Source organism: Allobranchiibius sp. CTAmp26, from assembly GCF_017565405.1.
Classification (GTDB): domain Bacteria; phylum Actinomycetota; class Actinomycetes; order Actinomycetales; family Dermatophilaceae; genus Allobranchiibius.
Genome location: NZ_JAGEKR010000012.1, coordinates 307,265 through 331,059, shown reverse-complemented (window position 1 = coordinate 331,059; position 23,795 = coordinate 307,265). Strand labels below are relative to the sequence as shown.

Annotated in this window: 20 protein-coding genes; 10 read left to right on the top strand and 10 right to left on the bottom strand. The window is 70.5% G+C overall.

Annotated elements, in window-relative coordinates; translation table 11 throughout:
- Window positions 1–44: 44 nt before the first annotated feature.
- The 4 genes from hemQ to J4030_RS09760 form a co-directional block, all read right to left on the bottom strand.
- Entirely contained in the window at window positions 45–758 is a 714-nt protein-coding gene (hemQ, locus tag J4030_RS09775) for a hydrogen peroxide-dependent heme synthase (protein ID WP_208049019.1), read from the bottom strand.
- 31 nt (window positions 759–789) lie between these two features.
- Window positions 790–2,193 (bottom strand): protoporphyrinogen oxidase, encoded by a 1,404-nt coding sequence (gene hemG / locus J4030_RS09770; RefSeq protein ID WP_208049018.1) that lies wholly within the window; start codon window positions 2,191–2,193, stop codon window positions 790–792.
- Window positions 2,194–2,273: 80 nt separating this feature from the next.
- On the bottom strand, window positions 2,274–4,157 hold the full coding sequence (locus J4030_RS09765) for a family 43 glycosylhydrolase (RefSeq protein ID WP_208049017.1): 1,884 nt from the start codon (window positions 4,155–4,157) through the stop codon (window positions 2,274–2,276).
- 112 nt (window positions 4,158–4,269) lie between these two features.
- The gene (locus J4030_RS09760) at window positions 4,270–5,700 is read right to left on the bottom strand and encodes a PLP-dependent aminotransferase family protein (protein ID WP_208049016.1); all 1,431 of its coding nucleotides are present in this window, start codon (window positions 5,698–5,700) and stop codon (window positions 4,270–4,272) included.
- Between the two features lie 62 nt (window positions 5,701–5,762).
- On the opposite strand from J4030_RS09760, the gene J4030_RS09755 reads away from it, so the two are divergent.
- The gene (locus tag J4030_RS09755) at window positions 5,763–6,464 is read left to right on the top strand and encodes a YitT family protein (protein WP_208049015.1); all 702 of its coding nucleotides are present in this window, start codon (window positions 5,763–5,765) and stop codon (window positions 6,462–6,464) included.
- On the opposite strand, the gene hemE is transcribed toward J4030_RS09755, so the two are convergent.
- The 3 genes from hemE to J4030_RS09740 all read right to left on the bottom strand — a co-directional run bounded on the left by hemE (window position 6,421) and on the right by J4030_RS09740 (window position 9,913).
- A complete protein-coding gene (gene hemE, locus J4030_RS09750) occupies window positions 6,421–7,467 on the bottom strand; it encodes a uroporphyrinogen decarboxylase (RefSeq protein WP_307864641.1) in 1,047 nt (348 codons plus the stop codon). The two genes, J4030_RS09755 and hemE, sit on opposite strands and share 44 nt — an antisense overlap.
- A 788-nt stretch (window positions 7,468–8,255) precedes the next feature.
- Window positions 8,256–9,107, bottom strand: coding sequence for a DMT family transporter (locus tag J4030_RS09745; protein WP_208049014.1), 852 nt, complete (start codon window positions 9,105–9,107; stop codon window positions 8,256–8,258).
- Window positions 9,104–9,913 (bottom strand): isocitrate lyase/phosphoenolpyruvate mutase family protein, encoded by an 810-nt coding sequence (locus J4030_RS09740; protein ID WP_307864640.1) that lies wholly within the window; start codon window positions 9,911–9,913, stop codon window positions 9,104–9,106. The genes J4030_RS09745 and J4030_RS09740 overlap by 4 nt, the downstream gene beginning before the upstream one ends.
- 223 nt (window positions 9,914–10,136) lie before the next feature.
- Here J4030_RS09740 and J4030_RS09735 point away from each other — a divergent pair, with 223 nt between their 5' ends.
- The 8 genes from J4030_RS09735 (at window position 10,137) to J4030_RS09700 (ending at window position 19,383) form a co-directional block, all read left to right on the top strand.
- On the top strand, window positions 10,137–10,730 hold the full coding sequence (locus J4030_RS09735) for a DUF3000 domain-containing protein (protein WP_208049013.1): 594 nt from the start codon (window positions 10,137–10,139) through the stop codon (window positions 10,728–10,730).
- The gene (locus J4030_RS09730; protein ID WP_208049012.1) at window positions 10,727–12,040 is read left to right on the top strand and encodes an HRDC domain-containing protein; all 1,314 of its coding nucleotides are present in this window, start codon (window positions 10,727–10,729) and stop codon (window positions 12,038–12,040) included. The genes J4030_RS09735 and J4030_RS09730 overlap by 4 nt, the downstream gene beginning before the upstream one ends.
- 64 nt (window positions 12,041–12,104) lie before the next feature.
- Window positions 12,105–13,340: a thiolase family protein gene (locus J4030_RS09725; RefSeq protein ID WP_208049011.1), complete on the top strand. Its 1,236-nt coding sequence runs from the start codon at window positions 12,105–12,107 to the stop codon at window positions 13,338–13,340.
- The gene (locus tag J4030_RS09720; RefSeq protein ID WP_208049010.1) at window positions 13,340–15,466 is read left to right on the top strand and encodes a 3-hydroxyacyl-CoA dehydrogenase NAD-binding domain-containing protein; all 2,127 of its coding nucleotides are present in this window, start codon (window positions 13,340–13,342) and stop codon (window positions 15,464–15,466) included. The genes J4030_RS09725 and J4030_RS09720 overlap by 1 nt, the downstream gene beginning before the upstream one ends.
- 163 nt (window positions 15,467–15,629) lie before the next feature.
- Window positions 15,630–17,159 (top strand): UDP-N-acetylglucosamine 1-carboxyvinyltransferase, encoded by a 1,530-nt coding sequence (locus J4030_RS09715; RefSeq protein WP_208049009.1) that lies wholly within the window; start codon window positions 15,630–15,632, stop codon window positions 17,157–17,159.
- Between the two features lie 149 nt (window positions 17,160–17,308).
- A complete protein-coding gene (locus J4030_RS09710) occupies window positions 17,309–18,034 on the top strand; it encodes a glycerophosphodiester phosphodiesterase (RefSeq protein ID WP_208049051.1) in 726 nt (241 codons plus the stop codon).
- 135 nt (window positions 18,035–18,169) lie between these two features.
- Window positions 18,170–18,790 (top strand): ClpP family protease, encoded by a 621-nt coding sequence (locus J4030_RS09705; protein ID WP_208049008.1) that lies wholly within the window; start codon window positions 18,170–18,172, stop codon window positions 18,788–18,790.
- Window positions 18,787–19,383: a ClpP family protease gene (locus J4030_RS09700; RefSeq protein WP_208049007.1), complete on the top strand. Its 597-nt coding sequence runs from the start codon at window positions 18,787–18,789 to the stop codon at window positions 19,381–19,383. Before J4030_RS09705 ends, J4030_RS09700 begins: the two co-directional genes overlap by 4 nt.
- 15 nt (window positions 19,384–19,398) lie before the next feature.
- Here the strand turns inward: J4030_RS09700 and J4030_RS09695 are convergent, their stop codons facing one another.
- Window positions 19,399–19,731 carry a helix-turn-helix domain-containing protein gene (locus J4030_RS09695; protein ID WP_374221991.1) on the bottom strand — a complete coding sequence of 111 codons (333 nt, stop codon included), beginning with the start codon at window positions 19,729–19,731 and terminating at the stop codon, window positions 19,399–19,401.
- A gap of 118 nt (window positions 19,732–19,849) precedes the next feature.
- On the opposite strand from J4030_RS09695, the gene J4030_RS09690 reads away from it, so the two are divergent.
- The gene (locus tag J4030_RS09690) at window positions 19,850–20,311 is read left to right on the top strand and encodes a GNAT family N-acetyltransferase (protein WP_208049005.1); all 462 of its coding nucleotides are present in this window, start codon (window positions 19,850–19,852) and stop codon (window positions 20,309–20,311) included.
- Between the two features lie 225 nt (window positions 20,312–20,536).
- Here J4030_RS09690 and fdhA read toward each other — a convergent pair whose 3' ends face one another.
- Window positions 20,537–21,748, bottom strand: coding sequence for a formaldehyde dehydrogenase, glutathione-independent (gene fdhA / locus J4030_RS09685; protein WP_208049004.1), 1,212 nt, complete (start codon window positions 21,746–21,748; stop codon window positions 20,537–20,539).
- Window positions 21,749–21,906: 158 nt separating this feature from the next.
- The gene (gene dxs, locus J4030_RS09680; protein WP_208049003.1) at window positions 21,907–23,778 is read right to left on the bottom strand and encodes a 1-deoxy-D-xylulose-5-phosphate synthase; all 1,872 of its coding nucleotides are present in this window, start codon (window positions 23,776–23,778) and stop codon (window positions 21,907–21,909) included.
- Between the last annotated feature and the right edge of the window lie 17 nt (window positions 23,779–23,795).

Here is a 23,795-nt window from a genome sequence, read left to right as displayed (position 1 = left end):
CATGGAGCGCGCCGCGACCCTTTCGCTGTGTGCGGGGTCCGGCGTCAGCGCAGCGCGTTCGCGAAGTCGGCGACGCTGGTCTGCGGGCCGGTGAAGAACGGCAGCTCCTCGCGCACGTGGCGACGCGCCTCGGTTTCGCGCAACGCCCGCATCAGGTCCACGATCCGGTGCAGTTCGTCAGCCTCGAACGCCAGCAGCCACTCGTAGTCGCCGAGCGCGAACGACGCCACGGTGTTGGCGCGGACGTCGGCGAAGTCGCGCGCCGCGAGGCCGTGGTCGCGCAGCATCGTGCGGCGCTCGTCCTCCGGCAGCAGGTACCAGTCGTAGGACCGCACGAACGGGTAGACGCAGATGTACCGCTTGGCCGGCTCCCCCGCGAGGAACGCCGGCACGTGGCCACGGTTGAACTCCGCCGGCCGGTGCAGCCCGACGTTGGACCAGAAACCGTCCAGGTGCCGCCCGAGCGGCGTCGCGAGAAAGCCCTTGTACGCCGCCTGCAGCGCCTCGATCGTCTCGGCGTGCCACCACACGAGCAGGTCGGAGTCGGCGCGCAGCCCGGACACGTCGTACATGCCGCGGACGACGACGCCCTCGGCGTCCAGCCCCTTGACGAACGCCGCGGTCTCAACGATCAGCTCGGCACGATCTGCGGGGAGTTCGCGGGCGACCTTGAACACCGAGTACATGGTGTAGCGGATCGAGGAGTTGATCTGCTCGGCCTGCTCGGTGGTCGGCTGCGGGTTCTCGTGGTGCGTCATGGCTCCATCGTCCCAACGTCGCCCGCACGCCTCACAGCCGGGTGACCAGCTCCTCGGCCGCCCTACGCGCGGACGCGATGCAGGCCGGGATCCCGACCCCGTCGTACGCCGCACCGGCCAGTGCGAGCGTCGGGTGCGCGGCCGTGGCTGCGCGGATCGAGGCGACCGTGTCGACGTGACCCACCGCGTACTGCGGCAGGCCGCCACCCCAGCGGCGGACCTGCGCATCGACCGGTTCGAGCACCGGACCCACGACGCGCCGTAGATCCGTCAGCCCGATCCGGGTCAGCTCCGCGTCGTCGTGGTGCAGCACCCGCTCCTCGCCGTGTCGCCCGAGGGAGACCCGCACGAACCGCAGGTCCGGCACCGCCTGCGTGAGCCACGGCCACTTGCTGCTGCTGAACGTGGACGCCTTAATCTGCGCGCCGTCGACCGGGGGCACCAGGAATCCGGTCGTCCCCTCGAACGGTGCGCTGTCCGAGGCGCGGAACGCGAAGGTCACCAACGCCATCGACGCGTACTCGATGGTGCGCAGTCCGACTGCCGCATCCGGCGCGGCGCTGCTCAGCAGCCGGGCCGTCGGCGCCGCTGGCGTGGCGAGCAGCACGGCGTCGGCGTGCAGGGTCGAGGCCGGCATGGGCTCGCCCGTGCCCGCACCCGAGCCCGGACCGGTGAGCCGCAGCCGCCACCCCGTGCCCTCGGCGGTCAGCTCGGACACGACCGCACCGGTCCGGATCGTGACTCCTGCGCCCCGCGCCGCGTCGGCCAGGCGCGCCGGAAGGGTGCCGAGCCCCCCGGCGATGGCGGCGAAGACCGGCTCGTCCCGGCGTGCGGAGCCCGCCTCCGCGGCACGAGCCGCGGTCTGCAGCAGCGACCGACCGTCGACGGCTGCCTCCCAGAGCGCCGGCATGCACGCGCGCGCGGACAGCGCACGCGCGTGACCGGCGTACACCCCGCCGAGCAACGGTTCGACCAGACGGTCGACGACCGCACTGCCACAGGCGCGTTCGACCAGGTCGCCGATGCCGATGTCGGTGCCGTGAAGGTCCACGGCCCGTTCCTCGCGTACCCGTTCGATCTCGTCCTCGGTCAGCAGGCCGTGCAGCGACGACGGGTCGGACGGCACCCCCATCAGGGTGCCCGCGGGCATAGGCGTCAACTGCCCCCGGCTCCAGAGGCTCGCGGGGAATCGCTCCGGATGCACCAGTGGCGCGTCGATCTCGGACAGCAACTCCAGGGCCTCGGGCCGCCGCGCCAGGACCGATTCGGCGCCGCCGTCGACCACGTGCCCGGCCACCCGGATGGAGTCGAGTTTGCCGCCGAGCCGCGACGTGCTCTCCAGCAGCACGACCTCGTGACCGGGGTGCCGAGTCGCCAGGTGCCATGCAGCGGCCAGCCCGGTGATGCCACCGCCGACGATCGCGATCGTGCTCATGGGGCCAAGCCTGGCAGCCCGTCACGTACGCCCGGGCAGCGCCCGCCAGTCGTCGGGCACCGCCGGACGACCTGCGCGGATCAGTAGACGTCGACCGCGTCGAGCTCCGCGTAGAAGGTCGACTTCGTGAACGTGACGGTGTTGCTGCCACGGTGCAGCTGCACCGGGTAGTAGACGGTCGACCAGTTGTCCCAGGTGGTGTTGGGGAAGGTCACGTCGGCGGTGCGCCGCCCGTCGACGGTGACCAGATCGCTCGAGGCGACGGGGTATCCGCTGCGGTCGAGCGAACCGTTGCCGAAGCGGATCCCCAGCAGGGCGCGGCCCGCGCGGGCTCGCTGGATGGTGAGCGTGACCGAGCTGTCCGCGTTGTCCAGACCACCGACCTTCGCCCCACCAGATGCACTGGGATCAGCGATGACTCGCGCGTCGACGACTGAGCCGTCCTCCGCCTCGTAGCGCGTCGGCGTCACACCCGGCGGCGGCCCGGTCGGCGTACGGTCCGGCGCCACCGGACTGCGGTAGAGGTCGATCGCGTCGATCTCCGCGTAGTACGTCGCCTTGGTCAGGGTCACGGTGTTCCAACCCCGGTGCAGGTGCACGTTGTACGGGGTCATCGACCAGTTCCCCCACGCTGTGTTGCGCAACGTGACGGTCCCGGCGGATCGTCCGTTCACCACGACCTTGTCGGTAGCCGCGACCCCGTTGCCCGAGGCGTCACGCGAGCCGTTGTCGTACCGGATGCCGAGCGTCGCGGGACCACTGTGGTCCGCGGCGATCCGCACTGTGACAGAACTGTCCGAGTTGTCGAGGTTGCCGACCTTGGCCTCACCGGAGGCGGTGACGTCGTTCACGACGCGGGCGTCCGTGATGACCCCGTCCTCCGCCTGATAGCGCGTGTCGGCGCTGTCGACGCTCGGCACCCCGCTGGGTGACCAACTCAGCCCGCTGACGTACATCGCGCGATAGCTGTACGTCGGGTCCCACCCGTGGAAGACGATCTTCGTGCTGCCGTCCGCGGCCGTGATCACATCCTGCCCGCCCGGCCCGATCACGGTGCCGTGGAACAGATCGGTGGTCATCAGCTCGGTGTGCGACTGCGTGAAGGGCCCGGTGAGGGAGGTCGCAGTGGCGTATCCGGTGCGGTAGTTGCCGCCGCCGAAGTCGTTCGCCGAGAAGAAGAGGTAGTAGGTGCCGGCATGTTTGACCAGCGTCGGCGCCTCCACGACGTGTCCCTCGAAGGCAAGGTCGTTGGAGATCAGCTTGGTCGGCGGACCGGTCAGCGTGCGGCCGTCGGCGGACAGCGGCTGCAGGTAGATGGTCGCCGGCAGCGAGCAGCAGTTGCCGTCGGCCTTCCACAGCAGGTAGCGGTGTCCGTTCTCCACGTAGGTCGACGGGTCGATCGCGCCGCCGAGGTCGGTGGTGCCGCGCTGCCCGTCGGGGCAGACCAGCGGCTCACTCCCGACGGAGGTGAACGGACCGTCGGGCGAGGTCGAGAACGCCATCCCGATGCACTGCCGAGGGGCCAGCGCGTCGCGCGCCGTGTAGTACATCGCGTAGCCGCCGGGCACCGCCGAGACGTCCGGCGCCCAGACGCAGTGGTCAGTGGCCCCGCCCGGGGTGAAGCTGCACGGCCCGGTCCAGTCGCCCAGCGTCGGCAGGGCGTCCGGCCGGGCGGTCCAGTGCACGAGGTCCGTCGACGTCTCATGCTGGATGTTCTTGCCCCCGGAGTTGGTGGCGTAGGCGTGATAGACGCGCCCGACCCGCAGGATGTCCGGATCGGCGAAGTTGGCGTCGATCACCGGCCTCGGCGCCGTACGCGCCGGGCCGGCGCCGTGCTGCGCGTGCGGCGACGACGCGGTCGCCGGGCTCGCGGTGACCACGGGAGTCCCGAGTGCCAACGCCACCACCGCCACCATGGCCGCGTGGATCCATCCGAGGTGGTGGCGCTGATTCGTTGACCTCATGCTGTGCCTCTTCACGGTGACGACGCTGTCCCGTGGATCGCCGACGCCGACGATCCAGCTGCTGTTGCCGAGCTCCACCCAAGCTACTCACGATCCGCGTCGCGTGAGCGGATCAGCGCGACGGACCTGTGCTGCGCGACCCTGCGTCCTCCCGGACCACCTGCTCCCACGCCTGCACCAGCACCGGCACGGCCGCGCTCGCGGCGTCCGCCAAGGCGAACGGCGTACGGACGTAGTGCTCCAATCCGCGCCCCTGCACCGCCTGGGTCGACCCTGGGTCGAGCAGGACGCCGTGCTCCCGCGCGATCGCGGCCACGCGGGTCGCGCGCGGGCGGGGCATCCGCCACCACAGCGACAGGCCGCCGGACGGCACGCGAACCTCCCACTCCGGCAATGCATCTCGAAGCTGCAACAGCGCAGCGCGACTCTCGATGAGCCCGGCACGACTGTCCGGGTGCAACGTCGCACTGGTGCGCATGAGCTCGGCCGTGATCAGCTGCTCCAGCACCGGCGCCCCCAGGTCGAGAGTGGCACGTGCTGCGGCGATCGCACCGACGAGCTCCCGCGGTGCTCGGATCCAGCCGATCCGCAGGCCGCCCCAGAACGTCTTGCTGGCGCTCCCGACGCTCACGCAGCCGCGGCTGTGGGCCGCCATCGGCAGGACGTCGGGTGCTTCGTCGAGCCACACCTCGGTCAGCGTCTCGTCGACGATGCCGACCACGCCGTGTCGCTGCCAGCCCCGGGCCAACCGGGCACGGTCGGCGTCGTCGAGCGACAACCCGGTCGGGTTGTGGAAGTCCGGCAAGGCGAGCATCGCGGCAGCGCCCGCGGCCAGCGCCTGGTCGCGTGCCTCGGGATCGATCTCGGTCGGCCCGATCGGCACCGGTACGAGGCGTGCTCCCGTGTGCCGCAGGGCCCCGACGGAGTGCGCGTACGTCGGTGACTCGATCACGACCCGGTCGCCGCGACCGACGACCGCCCGGAACACCGCCACCAGTGCGGACAGTGCACCCGAGGTTACGAAGATCTGCGAGGGGTCGGTGGGCACGCCGCGCTCGACGTACCGCGCGGCGATCAGCTCGCGCAGCTCGGGCACCCCGAGCGGGAAGTACCCGGCGCCGCCGATGTACGCGGGCAGTCGCGCGGTCGCGACCTCCAGCGCCTCGCGCAGTCCGGGCGGCGCCGCCTGCGCGGCACGGCGCAGGTCGATCACATCGCCCGCGCTGTCGTCCTGCTCCCATCCGGGCAGCGGCTCGCCGCCGCCGGCGACCGGCCCGCCGGGCAGCTGCACGACCGTGCCCGACCCCCGCCGCGCGACGGCGTACCCGCGCTCCCCCAACACCGCGTACGCGCGAGTCACGGTCGTTCGGCTGGCGCCGACCGCGTCGACCAGCTCGCGCTCGCTCGGCAGCCGGGTGCCGTGCAGCAGGCGACCGTCGGCGACCAGACCGTGGATGCCGTCCGCCAGCCAGAGGTACGCCGGCCGGCCCGGATCCGGGTCGCCCAGCAGCGTCGTGAGCCGCCGACCGGTGATGTGCTGCATAGGAATCCACCTTGTGCAGATTGGCCCTTCTTCGAAAGGCCACTTGCTGCGAAACTAGCACGATGACCGCACCCCCACGATCTCGACGAACCGCCCTCGCTGCGCTGACGCCGATGGGTCAGTTGCGCGCCGGCCGGCTGCCGCGTCGGATCGTCCAGCTCTTCACGGGCCTCACGATGTACGGCGTCGCGATGGGCATGTTCGTGCGCGCGGGCCTCGGCCTGGACCCGTGGGACGTCTTCCACTACGGCGTCGCGAAGTTGACCGGGATGGATCTCGGCACCGCGGTCATCGTGGTCAGCATCCCGGTGTTGCTGTTGTGGATCCCGCTGCGGCAGTGGCCCGGTCTGGGCACGATCGCGAACGCGATCTGGATCGGCATCGCCACCAACATCGCGCTCGCCGTCATCCCGACGATGCACGGACTGCTCACTCAGATAACGGTTTTCGCGCTCGGATTGGTCGTGAACGGCGCAGGCGGCGCGCTCTACATCGGCGCCCAGCTCGGACCCGGGCCGCGCGACGGGTTGATGACCGGCCTGCACCGGCGCACCGGGCTCAGCCTGCGACTGGTGCGGACCGCGCTCGAGCTGACCGTCCTCGGCACAGGCTGGCTGATGGGCGGCGTGGTCGGGGTCGGCACGCTCGCCTACGCCGTGGCGATCGGTCCGCTGGTGCAGGCGTTCCTGCCGTGGTGCATCGTGCGGTTGGACGTCCCGCTCAGCGCGCCGAGCGAGTGTGCACCCGCTGCACAACCCGTGTGATCACGTCGGGATCGGTGTCCGGAAGGACGCCGTGCCCCAGATTGAAGATGTGCCCGGGAGCAGCCCGCCCGGCATCCAGGATGGCGTCGATGGACCGCTCCAGCGGCTTCCAGGGGGCGAAGAGCAAGGCGGGGTCGAGGTTGCCCTGGAGCGGGTAGCGACCACCGAGGCGCGCGTTAGCCTCGTCCAACGGCACCCGGAAGTCGACGCCGACCACATCGGCGCCCGCCTCCCCCATCACTGTCAGCAGTTCCCCGGTGCCCACGCCGAAGTGGATCCGAGGGACGCCGAGGTCGGCCACGCCGGCGAGGACAGCCGCCGAGTGCGGCTGCACGTAGCGCACGTAGTCCTCCCGAGACAGCGCGCCGACCCAGGAGTCGAAGAGCTGGACGGCGCTCGCGCCAGCCTCGATCTGCACCCGCAGATACGTCGTGGCGATGGCAGCGAGCTTGCTGCACAACAGATCCCACGTCTGCGGATCGCCGTGCATCAGGGCTTTTGTGTGCTCGTGGTTGCGCGACGGGCCGCCTTCGACCAGGTAACTGGCCAGCGTGAACGGCGCTCCGGCGAAGCCGATCAGCGGCACACCATTCAGCTCTGCGACCGTCTGCCGGACCGCCTGCGCGATGTCGGGCACCTGCTCGGCGCTCAGCGACGGGAGCGCCTCGACGGCCGCTCGGTCGCGGATCGGCGACGCGACGACCGGGCCGACACCAGGCACGATGTCCAGGTCGACCCCGGCAGCGGCGAGCGGCACCACGATGTCGCTGAAGAAGATCGCGGCGTCGACCCCGTGGCGGCGTACCGGCTGAACGGTGATCTCGGTGACCAGGTCGGGTGTGCGGCAGGCCTGCAGCATCGGGATGCCCTCGCGCAGCGCGCGGTACTCCGGCAGCGACCGCCCGGCCTGGCGCATGAACCAGACAGGGGTGCGCTCGACCTCCAGCCCGCGCGCGGCGCGAATGAGGAGGGGCAGCTCGGTGTCGGGGCCCTGGGAGGTCACGCCGCGATCCTTCCACGCGTGCCGACCTGTCCAGGACCATCCGGCCGTGTCCGGCGTCGGTAGGTCACCTGCGTTGTCGGGCGTGTGGCCACTTTCCTACGTCGGCTGCCGGCGGGTCCGGTCGGTTGTCGGCGCCACGGTCACTTTCCTACGTCGGCTGCCGGCGGGTCGGGTCGGTTGTCGGCGCCACGGTCACTTTCCTACGTCGGCTGCCGGCGGGTCGGGTCGGTTGTCGGCGCCACGGTTACTTTCCTGCGTCGGCTGCCGGTCTTCAGACGGCCTGGACCAGGAACGCTGCCGTCGCCTTGCGCTGTTCAGTCGGTTGTCGGCGCTACACCGTACGTTTCGGCCCGCTCGGCCCTGAACGCACGCGCAGCGCCCGTCCATGCCCTCGTTTGGGCCCGCGCGGCCCCGAACGCACCCGCGCTGCCCGTCCGCGCTCTCGTTTCGGCCCGCTCGGTCCCAAACGCACGCGCAGCGCCCGTCCATGCCCTCGTTTCGGCCCGCGCGGCCCCAAACGCACGCGCAGCGCCCGTCCGTGCCCTCGTTTGAGCCCGCTCGGTCCCAAACGCACGCGCAGCGCCCGTCCATGCCCTCGTTTCGGCCCGCTCGGCCCCGAACGCACCCGCGCTGCCCGTCCGCGCTCTCGTTTCGGCCCGCTCGGTCCCAAACGCACGCGCGCTGCCCGTCCGCGCTCTCGTTTCGGCCCGCTCGGCCCCGAACGCACCCACAGCGCCCGTCCATGCTCTCGTTTCGGCCCGCTCGGCCCGAAACGTACGACGCGTCGTTCAGGACACGGTGAGGGCAACCCCGGCGACGGCGCACACCACCCCGATGAGCTGCACCCGACGCAGTCGTTCGTGCAGCACCCCGCGCGCCAGCAGCAGCGTCATCACCGGGTAGAGCGAGCCGAGCACACTCCCCACCCCGACCGCGCCACTGGTGGAGGCGATTCCGAAGAGCGCGTTGGCGCTGAGGTCACCGGTGCCCGCGAGCATCGTCACGGGGATCAGCCGCTTGCGCAGGTGCGGGCCCGGGATGCCGCCCGGCCGGGTCCGCCAGACCGCGAGGAGCAGTCCGAGGGCCACGATGCTTGTCACGCGCATCGCCCAGAGGCCGCCGAGCACGCTGGTGCGGCTCGCCTGGTGCAGGAGATACAGCGCGAGACCGAAACCGACGGCCGCGACGACGGCGAGGCCGAGCGGCCGGCGTGCGACCTCGCCGGACAGCTCCGGCCCCGAGGCGAGCGCGGCACCGGCGAGCGCCAGGGCCATGCCGACACCGGTCAACAGACCGATGCGCTCGCCACCGAGCACCCCGAGGATCACCGGAACGATCGCCCCGAGAGCCGCGATCGGCGAGACCACGCCCATCGTCCCGGACGACAGCGCCGCGTAGAACGCGCACAGTCCGACGCACCCGCAGAGCCCGGCGAACGCGCCGTACACCGGCCAGAGGCCGCCCTGAGGTCCGTGCCCGGTGCCGACGGCGACCACCATCGCCACGCAGGTGATGATCAGGCCGCCGACCTGCGACGTGAAGACCACCTGCACGGCGTGCGCGCGCCGTGTGAGCAGGCCCCCGACGAAGTCGGAGCTGCCCCACACCAGGCTCGAGACCAGGGCGAGCAGGTAGCTCATCGGTGACCGAACGCGTCCCGGTGTTCGCGCGAGACGGCACCATCGGCGTACGACATGGTGCCCCGATCGGCGAATTCGGTTGCAGCGCGGACCAGCTCGCCGTACGCCGCCCACGCCAGCGCGCCGCCGAGCGACACCCGGCGCGCTCCCCACTCGCGCAGCGACGGCACGCTCGGACCGCCGGGCAGCTGCAGGACGTTGACGGGCGCGCCGATGGCGACGACGGCCTGCACCTGCTCCTGCGTGGTGATGCCGGGCGCGTAGAGCACGTCGCCGCCGGCGTCGCGGTACGCCGAGAGGCGGGCGACCGTGTCGTGCAGGTCGCCGGCGTCGTAGAGGAAGTTCTCGCATCGGACCGTCAGCAGCATCCCGTGCTCGTGCGCGATGCCCGCCGCGGCCCGCACCCTGTCGGTCGCCTCGCCCACGGGGAGCACCGCGCCGGCCCGCTGGTCGTAGTCCTCCAGGGAGACACCGGCCGCACCCGCCTGCGCGAGCAGCTCCACCGAGCGCTCCACACCGCCCGCGTCGTCCGGGAAGAGGTCCTCGGCGTCGACCTGCACCGGCACGTCGACCGCGGAGCAGACCGCCGTGACGTGCGCGACCAGCACCTCACGCGTCACCTGCTGGTCGTCGAGGCCGAGCGTCGCCGCGAGCCCGGAGCTGGTGGTCGCCAGGGCCGGGAAGCCGAGGGGTCCGGCGAGCAGTACGGCCGACCCCACGTCGTACGGGTTCGGGATCAGGAACGTCCCACTCCCGTGCAGCTCGGCGTATCGACGGCGCAGGTCTTCGGTGCTGGCGGTGGTCACCCGAGCATCGTGCCAGCCCACGGCACGACGGTGCTGGCAGGTTTACGTCGTGCCGACGGTGTGCGTCCGTGGCCAGGACTGCAGCCCTGGCCGACGACGTAGAACCCACACGTCGACACCTACCGAACACCCCGCACGCCCTCGACATCACCCGGCGCGACGACGCGCGGAGAAACGGCGCGTCGCACCGGTTTCGAGCGAATGTACGACCTACGCTGCACCAGTGGGTACCCGAAACCTTGGCGGCGATGCCGCCGCGGATTTCCAGCGCGCGACACGCGAGGTGGAGGCGGTCGGTCTGCGCCCCGAGGTGCGCCTCACCGAAGTACCCGCGCCGACCCGCATCGCGCCGTACGCCGTGGCGTTGACGGCCGAGGTCGTCTCCAGCGCCGAGGACGACGACGAACTCGCCAGCGGTCGGTTCGTGCTGCTGCACGATCCGTCCGAGCCCGAGGCCTGGGGCGGTGCATGGCGCGTGGTGAGCTTCGCGCGCGCCGAGCTCGAACCGGAGATGGCCACCGACCCGATGCTCGGCGATGTCGGATGGAGCTGGCTGACCGACAGCCTGGAGTCCTGCGGGGCACGCGCGGTCGCGGAGGCCGGCACCGTCACCCGGGTGGTGTCGCAGGGCTACGGCGGACTGGTCGACAACGGCACGAGCGTGGAGATGGAGGTCCGCGCGTCGTGGACCCCGGTGGCTCCCGGCGGCGTCGGCCTGGGCGCCCACTTCGAGGCCTGGGGGGCATTGCTGTGCACGATCGCCGGCCTGCCACCGCTGCCGGAGGGCGTGGTCGCGCTGCCGGGCCAGCGTCGATGACCACCACCGGAGACGAGGCACCCGCCGAGGGTGAGGGCGCGGCGGCCGAGGACGTCGCACCGTCGTACCCGATGCTCGAGAGCCCGGCCGACGGCGTCCCGGACGTCATCGTCGACGAGCGCGCCCTGACCGCCGCCGCGGCCGCGATCGCCGCCGGCCACGGACCGGTCGCCCTGGACGCCGAGCGCGCTTCGGGCTTCCGCTACGGCAACCGCGCCTACCTGGTGCAGCTGCGCCGCGAGGGCGCCGGACTCTTCCTCATCGACCCCATCGCCTGCCCCGACCTCTCACCGATCGACGAGGCCATCGGCGACGCCGAGTGGGTGCTGCACGCAGCCACCCAGGACCTCGCCTGCCTGGCCGAGGTCGGCTTGCGACCCAAGGCCCTCTTCGACACCGAGCTGGGCGGTCGCATCGCTGGGCTCAAGCGCGTCGGGCTGGCGGCCGTCATCGAGCACTACCTGGGAGTGACTCTCGCCAAAGAGCATTCGGCGGCCGACTGGTCGACCCGGCCACTGCCCGAGCCGTGGCTGCGCTACGCCGCGCTGGATGTCGAGGTGCTCGTGCAGGTGCGCGACCTGATGTACGCCGACCTCGCCGCCAGCGGCAAACTCGACTGGGCCCTGCAGGACTTCGAGGCGCTGCTGTCGTTCACCGGGCCGCCGGTGCGCACCGACCCATGGCGCCGCACGTCCGGGATGCACAAGATCCGCGAACGGCGGGCCCTCGCCCGCGTGCGGGAGTTGTGGCAGACGCGCGACGCGCTGGCCCGCGAGCGGGACATCGCTCCGGGGCGGTTGCTTCCGGACGCGCTCATCGTTGCCATGGCCACCACGCCCCCCACGTCGGCCGATGAGCTGACCGCGCTCGGTGCCGCCCCGCCCGCACCCGGTGCTCCCCCGCGCAGGTCCCGCAAGCCGCACCACGGCCTGCTGCGCTACCAGCGCGACTGGTTGGCCGCATTGGAGCGCGTGGGTGTCATGTCCGAGCGCGCACTGCCTCCGGCTTCGGTACGAGGCGACGGTCCGCCTCCCGTACGGGCGTGGGCCGACCGCAACCCGGTGGCGGCCGCCCGGTTGTCCCAGGTGCGCGACCGGCTCGGCGCGTACGGCGAGGAGCACGGCGTGCCCCTGGAGAACCTCGTCACCCCCGAGAGCCTGCGCCGACTGATCTGGAACGCGCCGAACGTGTGGGACGAGCGCCTGATTCGCGAGCAGCTCGCGTCGTACGGCGCCCGCCCGTGGCAGGTCGACGCCGTCACGCCGCTTGTAGTGCAGGCCGTGGAGGATCACCCCGTTACTGACGAGTAACAATCGGGTCTACAGTGGCGGCGTTCGACTTGTTCCCCACCACTGCAACCCTCTGGGAGGCGCCGTGCCCCGCACGCTGTCAGAGGTCGTTTTCGTCGACGGCGTGCGTACGCCGTTCGGCAAGGCCGGCGAGAAGGGCATCTACGCCCAGACCCGCGCCGACGACCTGGTCATCAAATGCATCCGTGAGCTGCTGCGCCGTCAGCCGCAGCTGCCGCCGGAGAAGGTCGAGGAGGTCGCCATCGCGGCGACCACCCAGATCGGCGACCAGGGTCTGACCCTGGGCCGGATGGCCTCGCTGCTGGCCGGCCTGCCGAAGAGCACGCCCGGCTACTCCGTGGACCGGATGTGCGCGGGTGCCATGACGGCGGTCACGAACGTCGCCTCGAGCATCGCGTTCGGCGCGTACGACATTGCCGTCGCCGGCGGTGTGGAGCACATGGGACGTCACCCGATGGGTGAGGGCGTCGACCCCAACCCGCGCATCGTGGCCGAGAGGCTCGTGGACACCAGCGCGCTGGTGATGGGCTCGACCGCCGAGAACCTGCACGACCGCTTCCCCGAGATCACCAAGGAGCGCTGCGACGCGTTCGCGGTGGGCAGCCAGACCAAGCTGGCGACCGCGTACGAGAACGGCAAGATCCAGCCCGACCTGGTCGACATCGCGACCCGGCACGCCGAGCTCGGCTGGGGTCTCGCGACCACCGATGAGCCGCCGCGCCCCGGCACCACGCTGGAGAGCCTCGCGAGCCTGAAGACCCCGTTCCGTCCGCACGGTCACGTCACCGCCGGCAACGCCGCGGGCCTGAACGACGGCGCGACCGCCTGTCTGCTCGCGTCCGAGCAGGCGGCCGCGGACCTCGGCCTGCCGGCCGCGATGCGGCTGGTCAACTACTCCTTCGTAGGTGTGGAGCCGGAGGTGATGGGCATCGGTCCCGTCCCGGCCACCGAGAAGGCGCTGAAGAACGCCGGGATGTCCATCGAGGACATCGGCCTCTTCGAGCTGAACGAGGCCTTCGCCGTGCAGGTGCTGGCCTTCCTGGACCACTTCGGCATCGCGGACGACGACCCGCGGGTCAACCCGTGGGGCGGCGCCATCGCCGTCGGGCACCCACTGGCCTCCTCCGGTGTGCGGCTGATGACCCAGCTCGCCCGCCAGTTCGCCGAACACCCGGAGGTGCGCTACGGCCTCACCGCCATGTGCATCGGCATCGGCATGGGCGGCGCGGTGATCTGGGAGAACCCGCACCACGCCGACTACGTCCCGAGCATCCAGACCACCACGGACGGAGCCGCCTGATGACCACCGCCACCTCAGAACAGACCCGGGAGCAGACGCTCACCCAGCCCGACGAGGTCGTCACCCACGCGCACGTGCGTGATCTTGAATTGCCCGGCGGCGCAGGGACATTCGCACTGATCACCCTGGACAACGGTTTCGACCACACCAAGCCGAGCACGTTCGGCGCGCAGGGCTTGAGCGAATTGAGTGACGCACTCGACACGCTGCACCGTCGCGCCGGGGCCGGCGAGATCGTCGGTGTCGGCGTCACCGGCAAGCCGTTCATCTTCGCGGTCGGCGCCGACCTGACCGGCGTCCCGTCGATCACCACGCGCGACCAGGCGCACGAGATCGCCCGGCTCGGACACGCGACGTTCCAGAAGCTGTCCGACCTGCCGGTGCCGACCTTCGGCTTCATCAACGGCGCGTCGATGGGCGGCGGCGTCGAGCTGCCGCTCTACGCCGACTACCGCACGATCTCCGGGGACGTCCCGGCGTACGCCACACCCGAGTGCTTCCTCGGGCTCGTGCCCGGCTGGGGCGGCACCTACCTGCTCCCACGGCTGATCGGCGTCCAGGACGCGCTCACCCTGATCGTGGCCAACCCGCTCGCCAACAACAAGATGATCGGCGGCAAGCAGGCGTTCGAGCTCGGGGTCGCCGACCGGCTGCTGGAGCCGGTGACCTTCCTCGAGGACTCGCTGGCCTTCGCCGCCGGTGTCATCGCCGGCACCGAGCAGGTCGAGCGCGCCGAGGTCGACCTGGACGCGACCACGTGGGACGCCGCGATCGAGGCCGCCCGCGGCCAGGTCGAGGGTCGCACCGGCGGCGCGGCCCCGGCCCCGCTGCGGGCGCTGGAGCTCATCAAGGCCGCGCGTACGGCGGATCGCGCCACCGCGTTCGAGGCCGAGAACGACGCCCTCGCTGACTTGATCATGAGCGATGAACTGCGCGCCGGGCTCTACGCGTTCGACCTGGTGCAGAAGCGGGCCAAGCGCCCGGCCGGCGCACCGGACAAGTCGCTGGCCCGCAAGGTCACCAAGGTCGGCGTCGTGGGAGCCGGCCTGATGGCCAGTCAGATGGCGCTGCTCTTCGCCCGTCGCCTGCAGGTGCCGGTCGTGCTGACCGACCTGGACCAGGCGCGCGTCGACAAGGGTGTCTCCTACTGCACCGACGAGATCGACAAGCTGCTCGCCAAGGGCCGGGTCTCCTCCGACAAGGCCAACCACCTGAAGTCGCTGATCTCCGGATCGGTCACCAAGGAGGCCTTCGCCGACGCCGACTTCGTCATCGAGGCCGTCTTCGAGGAGATGTCGATCAAGAAGCAGGTCTTCGCCGAGGTCGAGGCCGTGGTCGGTGACGAGTGCGTGCTCGCCACCAACACCTCGTCCCTGTCGATCACCGAGATGGCCGCGGACCTGAAGCACCCGGAGCGGGTCGTCGGATTCCACTTCTTCAACCCCGTCGCGATCATGCCGCTGCTGGAGATCATCCGCGGCGACGCGACCGACGACGCCACTCTCGCAACGGCGTTCGCCACGAGCAAGGGGCTGAAGAAGACCTCGATCCTGGTCAAGAACTCGCCGTCCTTCGTGGTCAACCGGCTGCTCGGCCGGTTCATGGGCGAGTCGGGTGCGATCGTCGACGAGGGCACGCCGATCGAGGTCGTCGAGCGCGCGTTCGGCGGTCTGACGCCGATGCCGCCGTTCATGTTGATCAGCCTGGTCGGACCGGCCATCGCGCTGCACAACAGCGAGACCCTGGCGGGCGCGTTCCCCGACCGGTTCAAGGCCTCGCCCAACCTGGCGAAGGTCGTCGACGCCAAGATCGCCAGCTTCTACGGCGCGGACGGCACGATCGACCCGGTGGTGCTCGACCTGTTCGAGGCTCCCGCCGACCCGACCGTGCTGACCGAGCAGCAGGTGCGCGAGCGCGCACTGTCCGCGCTGGGCGACGAGGTGCGGCGGATGCTCGACGAGGGCGTCGTCGCGGCTGCACAGGACATCGACCTGGCGATGATCACCGGTGCCGGGTTCCCCTTCTGGAACGGCGGGGTCACTCCCCTGCTCGACCGGACCGGGATCTCGCAGGAGGTCACCGGCAAGCGGTTCCTCGAACCCGGCGTGGCCAGCGTTCCGGCGTAGCCCTCTGCCGTACCGTCGGGGGTACGGGTGAGCGCTTCGCCCGGCGCGCCCGTACTCTCGATGAGGGCACTTGCTCCACCTCGATCTCTCGAACGCCGCCGACCCGCGACACGCCGGTCGGCGGCGTTCGTCGTTATCTCATATATGAGATACGCTCCCCGGCATGACGGATGACTACCTGGACCGCGTCGGCACCCTGATTCGCGACGCCCGCCGCCAGCGCAAGTTGACCCAGTCCGAGCTTGCGGAGTCCCTCCAGACCTCGCAGAGCGCGGTCGCCCGCATCGAGCAGGGCAAGCAGAACCTCAGCCTGGAGATGGTCGCCCGCATCGGCGAGGCTCTCGACACCGAGGTCGTGCAGGTCGCCACCAACACCCCCCTCAACCTGCGCATCAAGGGTGGTCGCAAGCTCTCCGGTGAGATCGACGTGCGCACCAGCAAGAACGCCGCCGTCGCCTGCCTGTGCGCCTCACTGCTCAACAAGGGCAAGACCACGCTGCGCAACCTCGCGCGCATCGAGGAGGTCAACCGGATCACCGAGGTGCTGAACTCCATCGGCGTCAAGACCCGGTGGCTGCCCGACTCCAGCGATCTGGAGATCACCCCGCCCGCCCGCCTCGACCTCGACGCGATGGACGAGGCGGCCGCGCAGCGCACCCGCACGATCCTGATGTTCCTCGGCCCGTTGCTGCACGAGTTCGACGACTTCAAGCTGCCCAACGCCGGTGGGTGCGATCTCGGCGCCCGCACCGTCGAGCCGCACATGCACGCGCTGTCGGCGTTCGGTCTGCAGGTGGAGGCCAGCCACGGCTACTACGTCGCCACGGTCAACCGCAACGTCCGCGCGGGCGCCACGATCATCCTGACCGAGCGCGGCGACACCGTCACCGAGAACGCGCTCTTCGCCGCGGCCCGGTTCGACGGCACCACCACCATCCGCAACGCCAGCCCGAACTACATGGTGCAGGACCTGTGCTTCTTCCTGGAGAAGCTCGGCGTACGCATCGACGGCATCGGCACCACCACGCTGATCGTGCATGGCCGCCCGCACATCGACCAGGACGTCGAGTACCACCCGTCCGAGGACCCGATCGAGGCCATGTCGCTGCTTGCGGCGGCCGTCGTGACCACCTCGGAGATCACCATCAAGCGGGTGCCGATCGAGTTCATGGAGATCGAGCTGACCCTGCTGGCCGGCATGGGCATGAAGTACGACCTGTCGCCGGAGTACACCTCGGCCAACGGCCGCACCCGGCTCGCCGACCTGCGCACCATCCCCGGGCCGCTGGTCGCGCCCAAGGACAAGATCCACCCGATGCCCTTCCCGGGTCTCAACATCGACAATCTGCCGTTCTTCGCCGCCATCGCCGCGGTCGCCGAGGGGCAGACGATGATCCACGACTGGGTCTACGAGAACCGCGCGATCTACCTCACCGAGCTCACGCCGCTCGGCGCCAAGGTGCACCTGATGGACCCGCACCGGGTGCTCATCGAGGGCCCGACGCGCTGGCGTGCGGCCGAGGTCATGTGCCCGCCCGCGCTGCGCCCGAGCATGGTGGTGCTGCTGGCGATGCTGGCCGCGCCCGGCGAGTCGGTGCTGCGCAACGTCTACGTCATCAACCGCGGTTATGAGGACATCTACACCCGGCTGAACGCGCTCGGCGCCGACATCCAGTCCTTCCGCGACATCTGATCCGACCCGGGCGGTTGTCAGCGGATTCATGGCGTCGACGCCACGAATCCGCTGACGACCACTGGAGTTCTGACCGGACGAGCAACGTGAGGGGACGCGTCGACGTGACGCCGCGTACGCCGTACCTGGACTGGCCGGGTCCAATCGCCATGGCTCACCGGGGGTTCTCCCGGGATGGCCTGGAGAACTCGATGGCTGCGTTCCGTGCTGCCGTCGACCTCGATTACGCGTACGTCGAGACCGATGTGCACGCGACCGCCGACGGGGTGCTCGTGGCGTTCCACGACAGCTCGCTGGACCGGGTCGCCGGGCGCAGCGGGGCGATCGTGGATCTGCCGTGGCGCGATGTCGCGACGGCGCGGATCGGCGGCGTGGAGCCCATCCCCCGGTTCGACGAGCTGCTCGAGACCTGGCCGCAACTGCGCCTCAACATCGACTGCAAGTCCGATGCGGCCGTCAGCCCACTCGCCGACGCGATCGAGCGTCACCGCGCGTGGGACCGGGTGTGCGTCGCGTCGTTCTCCGATCGTCGGCGGCGGGCGGTCCTCACGCAGCTCAGCCGCCCGGTGGCCACCACCGCCAGCCCGGTGCTCGTGGGTGTGGCTCTGGCTTTCGGGCGGACACCCCTGGCACGTCTGCCGATCGGCACCGTGGACTGCCTGCAGATCCCGGAGCGCACCCGCAAGCTGCCGGTGCTGACGCGCACACTGATCCGCCAGGCGCACGCGGCCGGCGCGCAGGTGCACGTGTGGACCGTCGACGACCCGGCGGCGATGCACCGCCTGCTCGACCTCGGGGTCGACGGGCTGATGACCGACCGCGGTGACCTGCTGCGCGACGTCCTGGTCTCCCGCGGTCAGTGGCACGTCGCCTGAGCTCCCTCGCGCGAGTGTCCGCACTTTCGTGCGGACGGGTGCGCGGAAGTGCGGACACTCGGCTACGCCGGTAGCGGATCTGCCGTCAGCAGCGCGACCTGACAACGAATGCACTGCGGTGGCAACGTCGTTCGCATGAGTGACGACGATAAACCCACGGTCCATCCTCTCGACGCCGACCTGGAACGACGGCTGTTGCAGCGTCGCACCCTGCTGCTCGGCGCTGCGTTGGAGGAGGCGAACGGCAACCGCCTGTGCAACGCGCTGCTGCTCCTGGCCGCCGAGGACGCGCACGCCGACATCCGGCTGTTGATCAACTCCCCCGGCGGCTCGGTGTCGGCGATGCTCGCGATCCGCGACTGCATGCGGGTCATCCCGAACGACGTGAGCACGGTGGCGCTCGGCGCGGCGTACAGCGCGGGGCAGTTCCTGCTGAGCTCGGGCACCAAGGGCAAGCGGTACGCGCTCCCGCACGCCCAGGTGCTGCTGCACCAGGGCTCTGCGGGCTTCGGTGGCACGGCGATGGACATCGCCATCCAGGCCGGGCAGCTGCGGCACACCCGCGACACGGTGCTGGCGCTGGTCGCACAGGACACCGGGCAGGACGTCGCGACGGTTGAACAGGACTCGCAGCGCGACCGGTTCTTCACGGCACAGGAGGCGCTCGACTACGGCTTCATCGACGCGATCGTGGACTCGATGGATCAGGTCGGGCCGATCGCCTCTCGCACGGCCGGGCTGGGTGCGACGCGATGAGCGCGTACACCGTGCCGTACGTGACCACCCGCAGCGAACGCGGCGGCGACCGCACGGTCGACGTGTTCAGCCGGCTGCTCGCCGACCGGGTCGTCTATCTCGGCACGGCGATCGACGACGGGGTCTCCAACGTGCTGATCGCGCAGCTGCTGCACCTGGAATCGGACAACCCCGACCAGCCGATCAACTTCTACATCAACTCCCCCGGCGGCTCGATCTCGGCGATGCTCGCCATCTACGACGCCATGCAGTTCGTCCGCGCGCGGGTCGAGACCACGTGCGTGGGGCAGGCGGTCTCGACGGCGGCGGTGCTGCTCGCCGGTGGCGCTCCCGGATTCCGGCAGATGCTGCCGCATGGCCGGGTCGTGTTGCACGCGCCGGCGGCCGAGGGACGCGGCGCGATCCCGGACCTGATCCTGGAGGCCGAAGAGGTCGACCGGGTGCGGACGTTGCTGGAGGAGTTGCTGGCGCAGCACACCGGGCATACGCCCGAGCAGGTGCGGCGTGACACCGAACGCGACCTGGTGATGACCGCCGACGCCGCACGCGCGTACGGCGTGGTCGACACCGTCATTGCCTCTCGCAAGGCGTGACTCCCGCGCGGACGCTCACGCGGCCAGCCGGAGCTCCACCTGCCGCGGCGTCGAGGTCCCGGAGCCTGCGGCGAGCCGGTCGCGCACCCGCGAGGTCAGGTCGAGCAGCGTCAGGTCGAGCGCACCCCCGATGGCGGCCAGCATCTCCGAGGACGGTTCCTTGCGGCCCCGCTCCACCTCCGACAGGTACTGCGGGGACACTCCCGCGCGCCGGGCGACGTCGGTCAGCCGCTCGGCGCGGGCGACCCGCTCGGACCGCAACTGCTCGCCGAGCAGCTGGCGCCACAACGGCTCGCTACGCCGCGCGCCGCGGCGTGCGCGCGCGTCATCGGGAGACGGGAAGGGCACCACACCTTGCATACGGCGAGACTAGGCCGGACCGCCGACACAGAGGACGGATTCTGCTGCGAGCAGATACCGCGGGTGATCGTCCGGTGGCCATCACCACGTCGGTAGAGTCGAAACCATGTTGTCCGCGTTGACGATTCGAGAATCCCGGGTCCAGGACTGGCGTGCGGCGGGTGAGCTGCGGTGGGCGTGGGACGTGGAGGACGGTGACGTCCCAACGTACGAGCACGACGACTTCGTGCGCACCTTCGCGGACTGGATCGGCGCCCATCGGGCGACCCACACCTGCTGGGTCGCGCAGGAGGGTGAGGACATCGTGGGCATGGCCTTCCTGGTGCGCACACCCCGTCCGCCCCGCCCCTCGACAGGGGACCGCTGGGTGGCGGAGGTCCAGTCCGTCTACGTTCCGGCGCGCCACCGCGGGCGCGGCATCGGCGGCCGGCTGGTCGACGCACTGCTCGAACGCGCGCGTGCCGACGGCGCCGACCGCGTGATCGTGCACTCCCGCCCGAAGTCGATCGCGGTCTACCAGCGCGCCGGATTCGCCACCACCCCATTGCTCATGGAACGTACGCCGTGACGGCGTTCGCACGTCGGTCATCCCGGAACGTGCCCGCATGACCGAGCGCGCACGGCGCCGGTGCGCGCTGCCCTGCCCACCCCACGCGGCGTACGCCGACCTGGTCGACCCGCACCGTCAGCCGCAACGACAGTCGGTGCGCCCGGTTGTGAGATCCGGGTTCGGGAGGGTGCAGAGGGCTTGGCACCCTCCCGAACCCGGATCTCAACGGACCGCTGCCGCGGGTCAGGCGACCATGCCGTGCGGGTCGATCACGTACTTCTTGGCCGCACCCTTGTCGAAGTCGGCGTAGCCCGTCGGCGCCTCGTCCAGGCTGATCTTCGTCGCGTTGACCGCTTTCGCGATCTGGGCCTTGTCGCGCAGGATCAGGTTCATCAGCTTGCGGTTGTACTGCTTGACCGGGCACTGGCCGGTCATGAACGAGTGCGACTTCGCCCAGCCCAGACCCAGCCGCACGCCGAGAGTTCCTTCCTTGGCGTTGTCGTCGGCCGCGCCGGGGTCGCCCGTCACATAGAGCCCCGGGATGCCGATGCCAGCACCGGCGCGGGCGATCGTCATGCAGTCGTTGAGGACCGTGGCGGGTGCCTCGTCGGCGTCGGCGCCGTGCCCGCGGGCCTCGAAGCCCACCGCGTCGACGGCGGCGTCGACCTCGCGCTCACCCACGACCTGTTCGATCAGGTCGGCCAGATCGTCGCCGCTCGACAGATCGACGCTCTCGCAGCCGAAACTGCGTGCCTGCGCAAGGCGTTCGGCGTTCATGTCCCCGACCACGACGACCGCCGCGCCGAGCAACTGAGCCGCGTGCGCTGCGGCGAGCCCCACCGGGCCGGCGCCCGCGACGTACACGGTCGAACCGGTCGTGACACCCGCGGTGTACGCGCCGTGGTAGCCCGTGGGGAAGATGTCGGACAGCATCGTGAGATCGAGGATCTTCTCCAGCGCCTCCTCGCGATCCGGGAACGGCAACAGGTTGAAGTCGGCGTACGGCACCATCACGTACTCCGCCTGCCCACCGATCCACCCACCCATGTCGACATAGCCGTACGCCGCGCCGGCCCGGGCCGGGTTCACGTTCAGACAGATGCCGGTCTTGCCCTCGTTGCACATCCGGCACCTGCCGCACGCGATGTTGAACGGCACCGAGCAGATATCGCCCTTCTTGACGAAGAGCACGTCATCACCGAGCTCGACCACCTCGCCGGTGATCTCGTGGCCCAGGGTCTGCCCCACGGGTGCCGTGGTCCGGCCGCGCACCATGTGCTGGTCGCTACCGCAGATGTTCGTCGTCACCAGCCGCAGGATGGCCGCGTGCGGCGCGTTCTTCTGGATCTTCATCCCCGACACCACGTCGTCGGGCAATGTGAGCGACGGGTAGTCGATCTCCTCGACGGCGACTTCGCCCGGACCCTTGTAGACGACCACTCTGTTGGTTGCCATGACTGCGACCTTCCTGGCTCAGATGTCACGAAGATGTGACCTAGGTCATATCAACGTAGCCATCCGACCTGAGCAGCGCATGTGGTTGACAAAGGTCCTCGACGACCAACCACGGTGTTCGCCGATCCTCGGCAGTCCCTCGTGTCGATCGGGAGGGGTCAGTGCGCGAGGCGTCCGATCAGGTCGGTGGCGATGACGTCGGAGGTCAGGCCGATCCCCTCCAGCACCTGCGCGCGCGAGGCGTGGTCGAGGAACTCCTTGGGGATCCCGAACGCGTGGACCGGCACCTCACAGCCCGCGGACCGCAACCGTGCGGTCACCGCGACGCCCACGCCGTTGGTCGCCAGGTTGTCCTCTATGACGGCGACGTGGCGGGCAGAACGTGCCAGTTCGACCAGCTCGTCGGCCACCGGCAGCACCCAGCGCGGGTCGACGACCAGAGTCGAGATGCCCTGTGCCGCAAGCTTCTCCGCGACACCCAGCGCGGTGGGACACATAGCACCCACACCGACGAGCAGCACATCCGGTGCCGTCGGCCCGTCGTGCAGCACGTCGAGCGCGCCGATGGCCCGGACCGCGGTCAGCGGCTCGGCGACGTCCCCCTTGGGGAAGCGGATCACGGTCGGCCCGTCGGCGACCTCGAGCGCCTCGCGCAGCTGCAGCTTCACCTGCTCGCCGTCCCGCGGCGCCGCGAGACGCAGCCCGGGCACGATCGAGGAGATGGCCATGTCCCACATGCCGTTGTGCGACGGGCCGTCGGAGCCGGTGACGCCCGCCCGGTCGAGCACGAAGGTGACGCCCTGGCGGTGCAGCGCGCAGTCCATCAGCAGTTGGTCGAAGGCACGGTTGAGGAAGGTCGCGTAGACGGCGACGACCGGGTGTAGCCCGGCGTACGCGAGTCCGGAGGCCATGGTGACCGCGTGCTGCTCGGCGATGCCCACATCGAAGACCCGGTCGGGGTACGCCGCGGCGAACTTGTCCAGGCCGACGGGGATGAGCATGGCCGCGGTGATCGCGACGACGTCCGCGCGTTCGGCACCGATGCGCACCATCTCGTCGCTGAACTCGTCGGTCCAGATCCGGCCTGACACCTCGAAGGGCAGACCGGTCTCAGGGTTGAACTTGCCGATGCCGTGCCACTGGTCGGCCTCGTCGTCCATCGCCGGCTGGTAGCCGCGGCCCTTCTGCGTGATCACGTGCACGATGCACGGGCCGCCGAAGTCCTTGGCGCGGCGCAGCCCCATCTCGACGGACTGCTCGTCGTGACCGTCGATCGGACCGACGTACTTGATGCCCAGGTCCTCGAACATCCCCTGCTGCGGGGCGACGATGTCCTTGATGCCCTTCTTGACCCCGTGCAGCGTCTCGTACATCGCGTGGCCGACGACCGGGGTCTGCTGCAGCGTCGACTTGCCCCAGTCCAGGACCCGCTCGTAGCCGCGCGTGGTCCGCAGCGTCGCCAGGTGCGCGGCCAGGCCGCCGATCGTGGGCGCGTACGACCGCTCGTTGTCGTTGACGACGATGACCAGCGGCAGGTCCTTGCTGACGGCGATGTTGTTCAGCGCCTCCCAGGCCATCCCGCCGGTGAGGGCGCCGTCGCCGATGACGGCGACGGTGTGCCGGTCGCGCTGACCCTGCAGGACGCGAGCGTGCGCGATGCCCTCGGCCCAGGACAGGGACGTCGACGCGTGTGAGTTCTCGACGACGTCGTGATCGGACTCGGCGCGGCTCGGGTAGCCGGACAGGCCGCCCTGCTTCTTCAGCGCGGAGAAATCGTGCCGGCCGGTGAGGAGCTTGTGGACGTACGACTGGTGCCCGGTGTCGAACACGAGTGTGTCCCGCGGGGAGTCGAAGACCCGGTGCAGCGCGATCGTCAGTTCGACGACGCCGAGGTTGGGGCCCAGGTGGCCGCCGGTCTTGGACACCGACTCGACCAGGAAGGTCCGGATCTCGGCAGCCAGTGCATCGAGCTGCTCAGCAGGGATAGCGCGTACGTCACCCGGCTCGTTGATGCCATCGAGCAAACCCACGTAGAAAATCCCTTCCG

Bases quoted from the DNA above. Each gene is read 5' to 3' on its own strand.
- J4030_RS09705 (WP_208049008.1), top strand. From the start codon at position 18,170: ATGAGTGACGACGATAAACCCACGGTCCATCCTCTCGACGCCGACCTG.
- J4030_RS09755 (WP_208049015.1), top strand. From the start codon at position 5,763: ATGACCGCACCCCCACGATCTCGACGAACCGCCCTCGCTGCGCTGACG.
- J4030_RS09690 (WP_208049005.1), top strand. From the start codon at position 19,850: ATGTTGTCCGCGTTGACGATTCGAGAATCCCGGGTCCAGGACTGGCGT.
- J4030_RS09710 (WP_208049051.1), top strand. From the start codon at position 17,309: ATGGCTCACCGGGGGTTCTCCCGGGATGGCCTGGAGAACTCGATGGCT.
- J4030_RS09765 (WP_208049017.1), bottom strand. From the start codon at position 4,157: ATGAGGTCAACGAATCAGCGCCACCACCTCGGATGGATCCACGCGGCC.
- hemG (WP_208049018.1), bottom strand. From the start codon at position 2,193: ATGAGCACGATCGCGATCGTCGGCGGTGGCATCACCGGGCTGGCCGCT.
- J4030_RS09715 (WP_208049009.1), top strand. From the start codon at position 15,630: ATGACGGATGACTACCTGGACCGCGTCGGCACCCTGATTCGCGACGCC.
- hemQ (WP_208049019.1), bottom strand. From the start codon at position 758: ATGACGCACCACGAGAACCCGCAGCCGACCACCGAGCAGGCCGAGCAG.
- J4030_RS09760 (WP_208049016.1), bottom strand. From the start codon at position 5,700: ATGCAGCACATCACCGGTCGGCGGCTCACGACGCTGCTGGGCGACCCG.
- J4030_RS09700 (WP_208049007.1), top strand. From the start codon at position 18,787: ATGAGCGCGTACACCGTGCCGTACGTGACCACCCGCAGCGAACGCGGC.
- J4030_RS09720 (WP_208049010.1), top strand. From the start codon at position 13,340: ATGACCACCGCCACCTCAGAACAGACCCGGGAGCAGACGCTCACCCAG.
- J4030_RS09745 (WP_208049014.1), bottom strand. From the start codon at position 9,107: ATGAGCTACCTGCTCGCCCTGGTCTCGAGCCTGGTGTGGGGCAGCTCC.
- J4030_RS09730 (WP_208049012.1), top strand. From the start codon at position 10,727: ATGACCACCACCGGAGACGAGGCACCCGCCGAGGGTGAGGGCGCGGCG.
- fdhA (WP_208049004.1), bottom strand. From the start codon at position 21,748: ATGGCAACCAACAGAGTGGTCGTCTACAAGGGTCCGGGCGAAGTCGCC.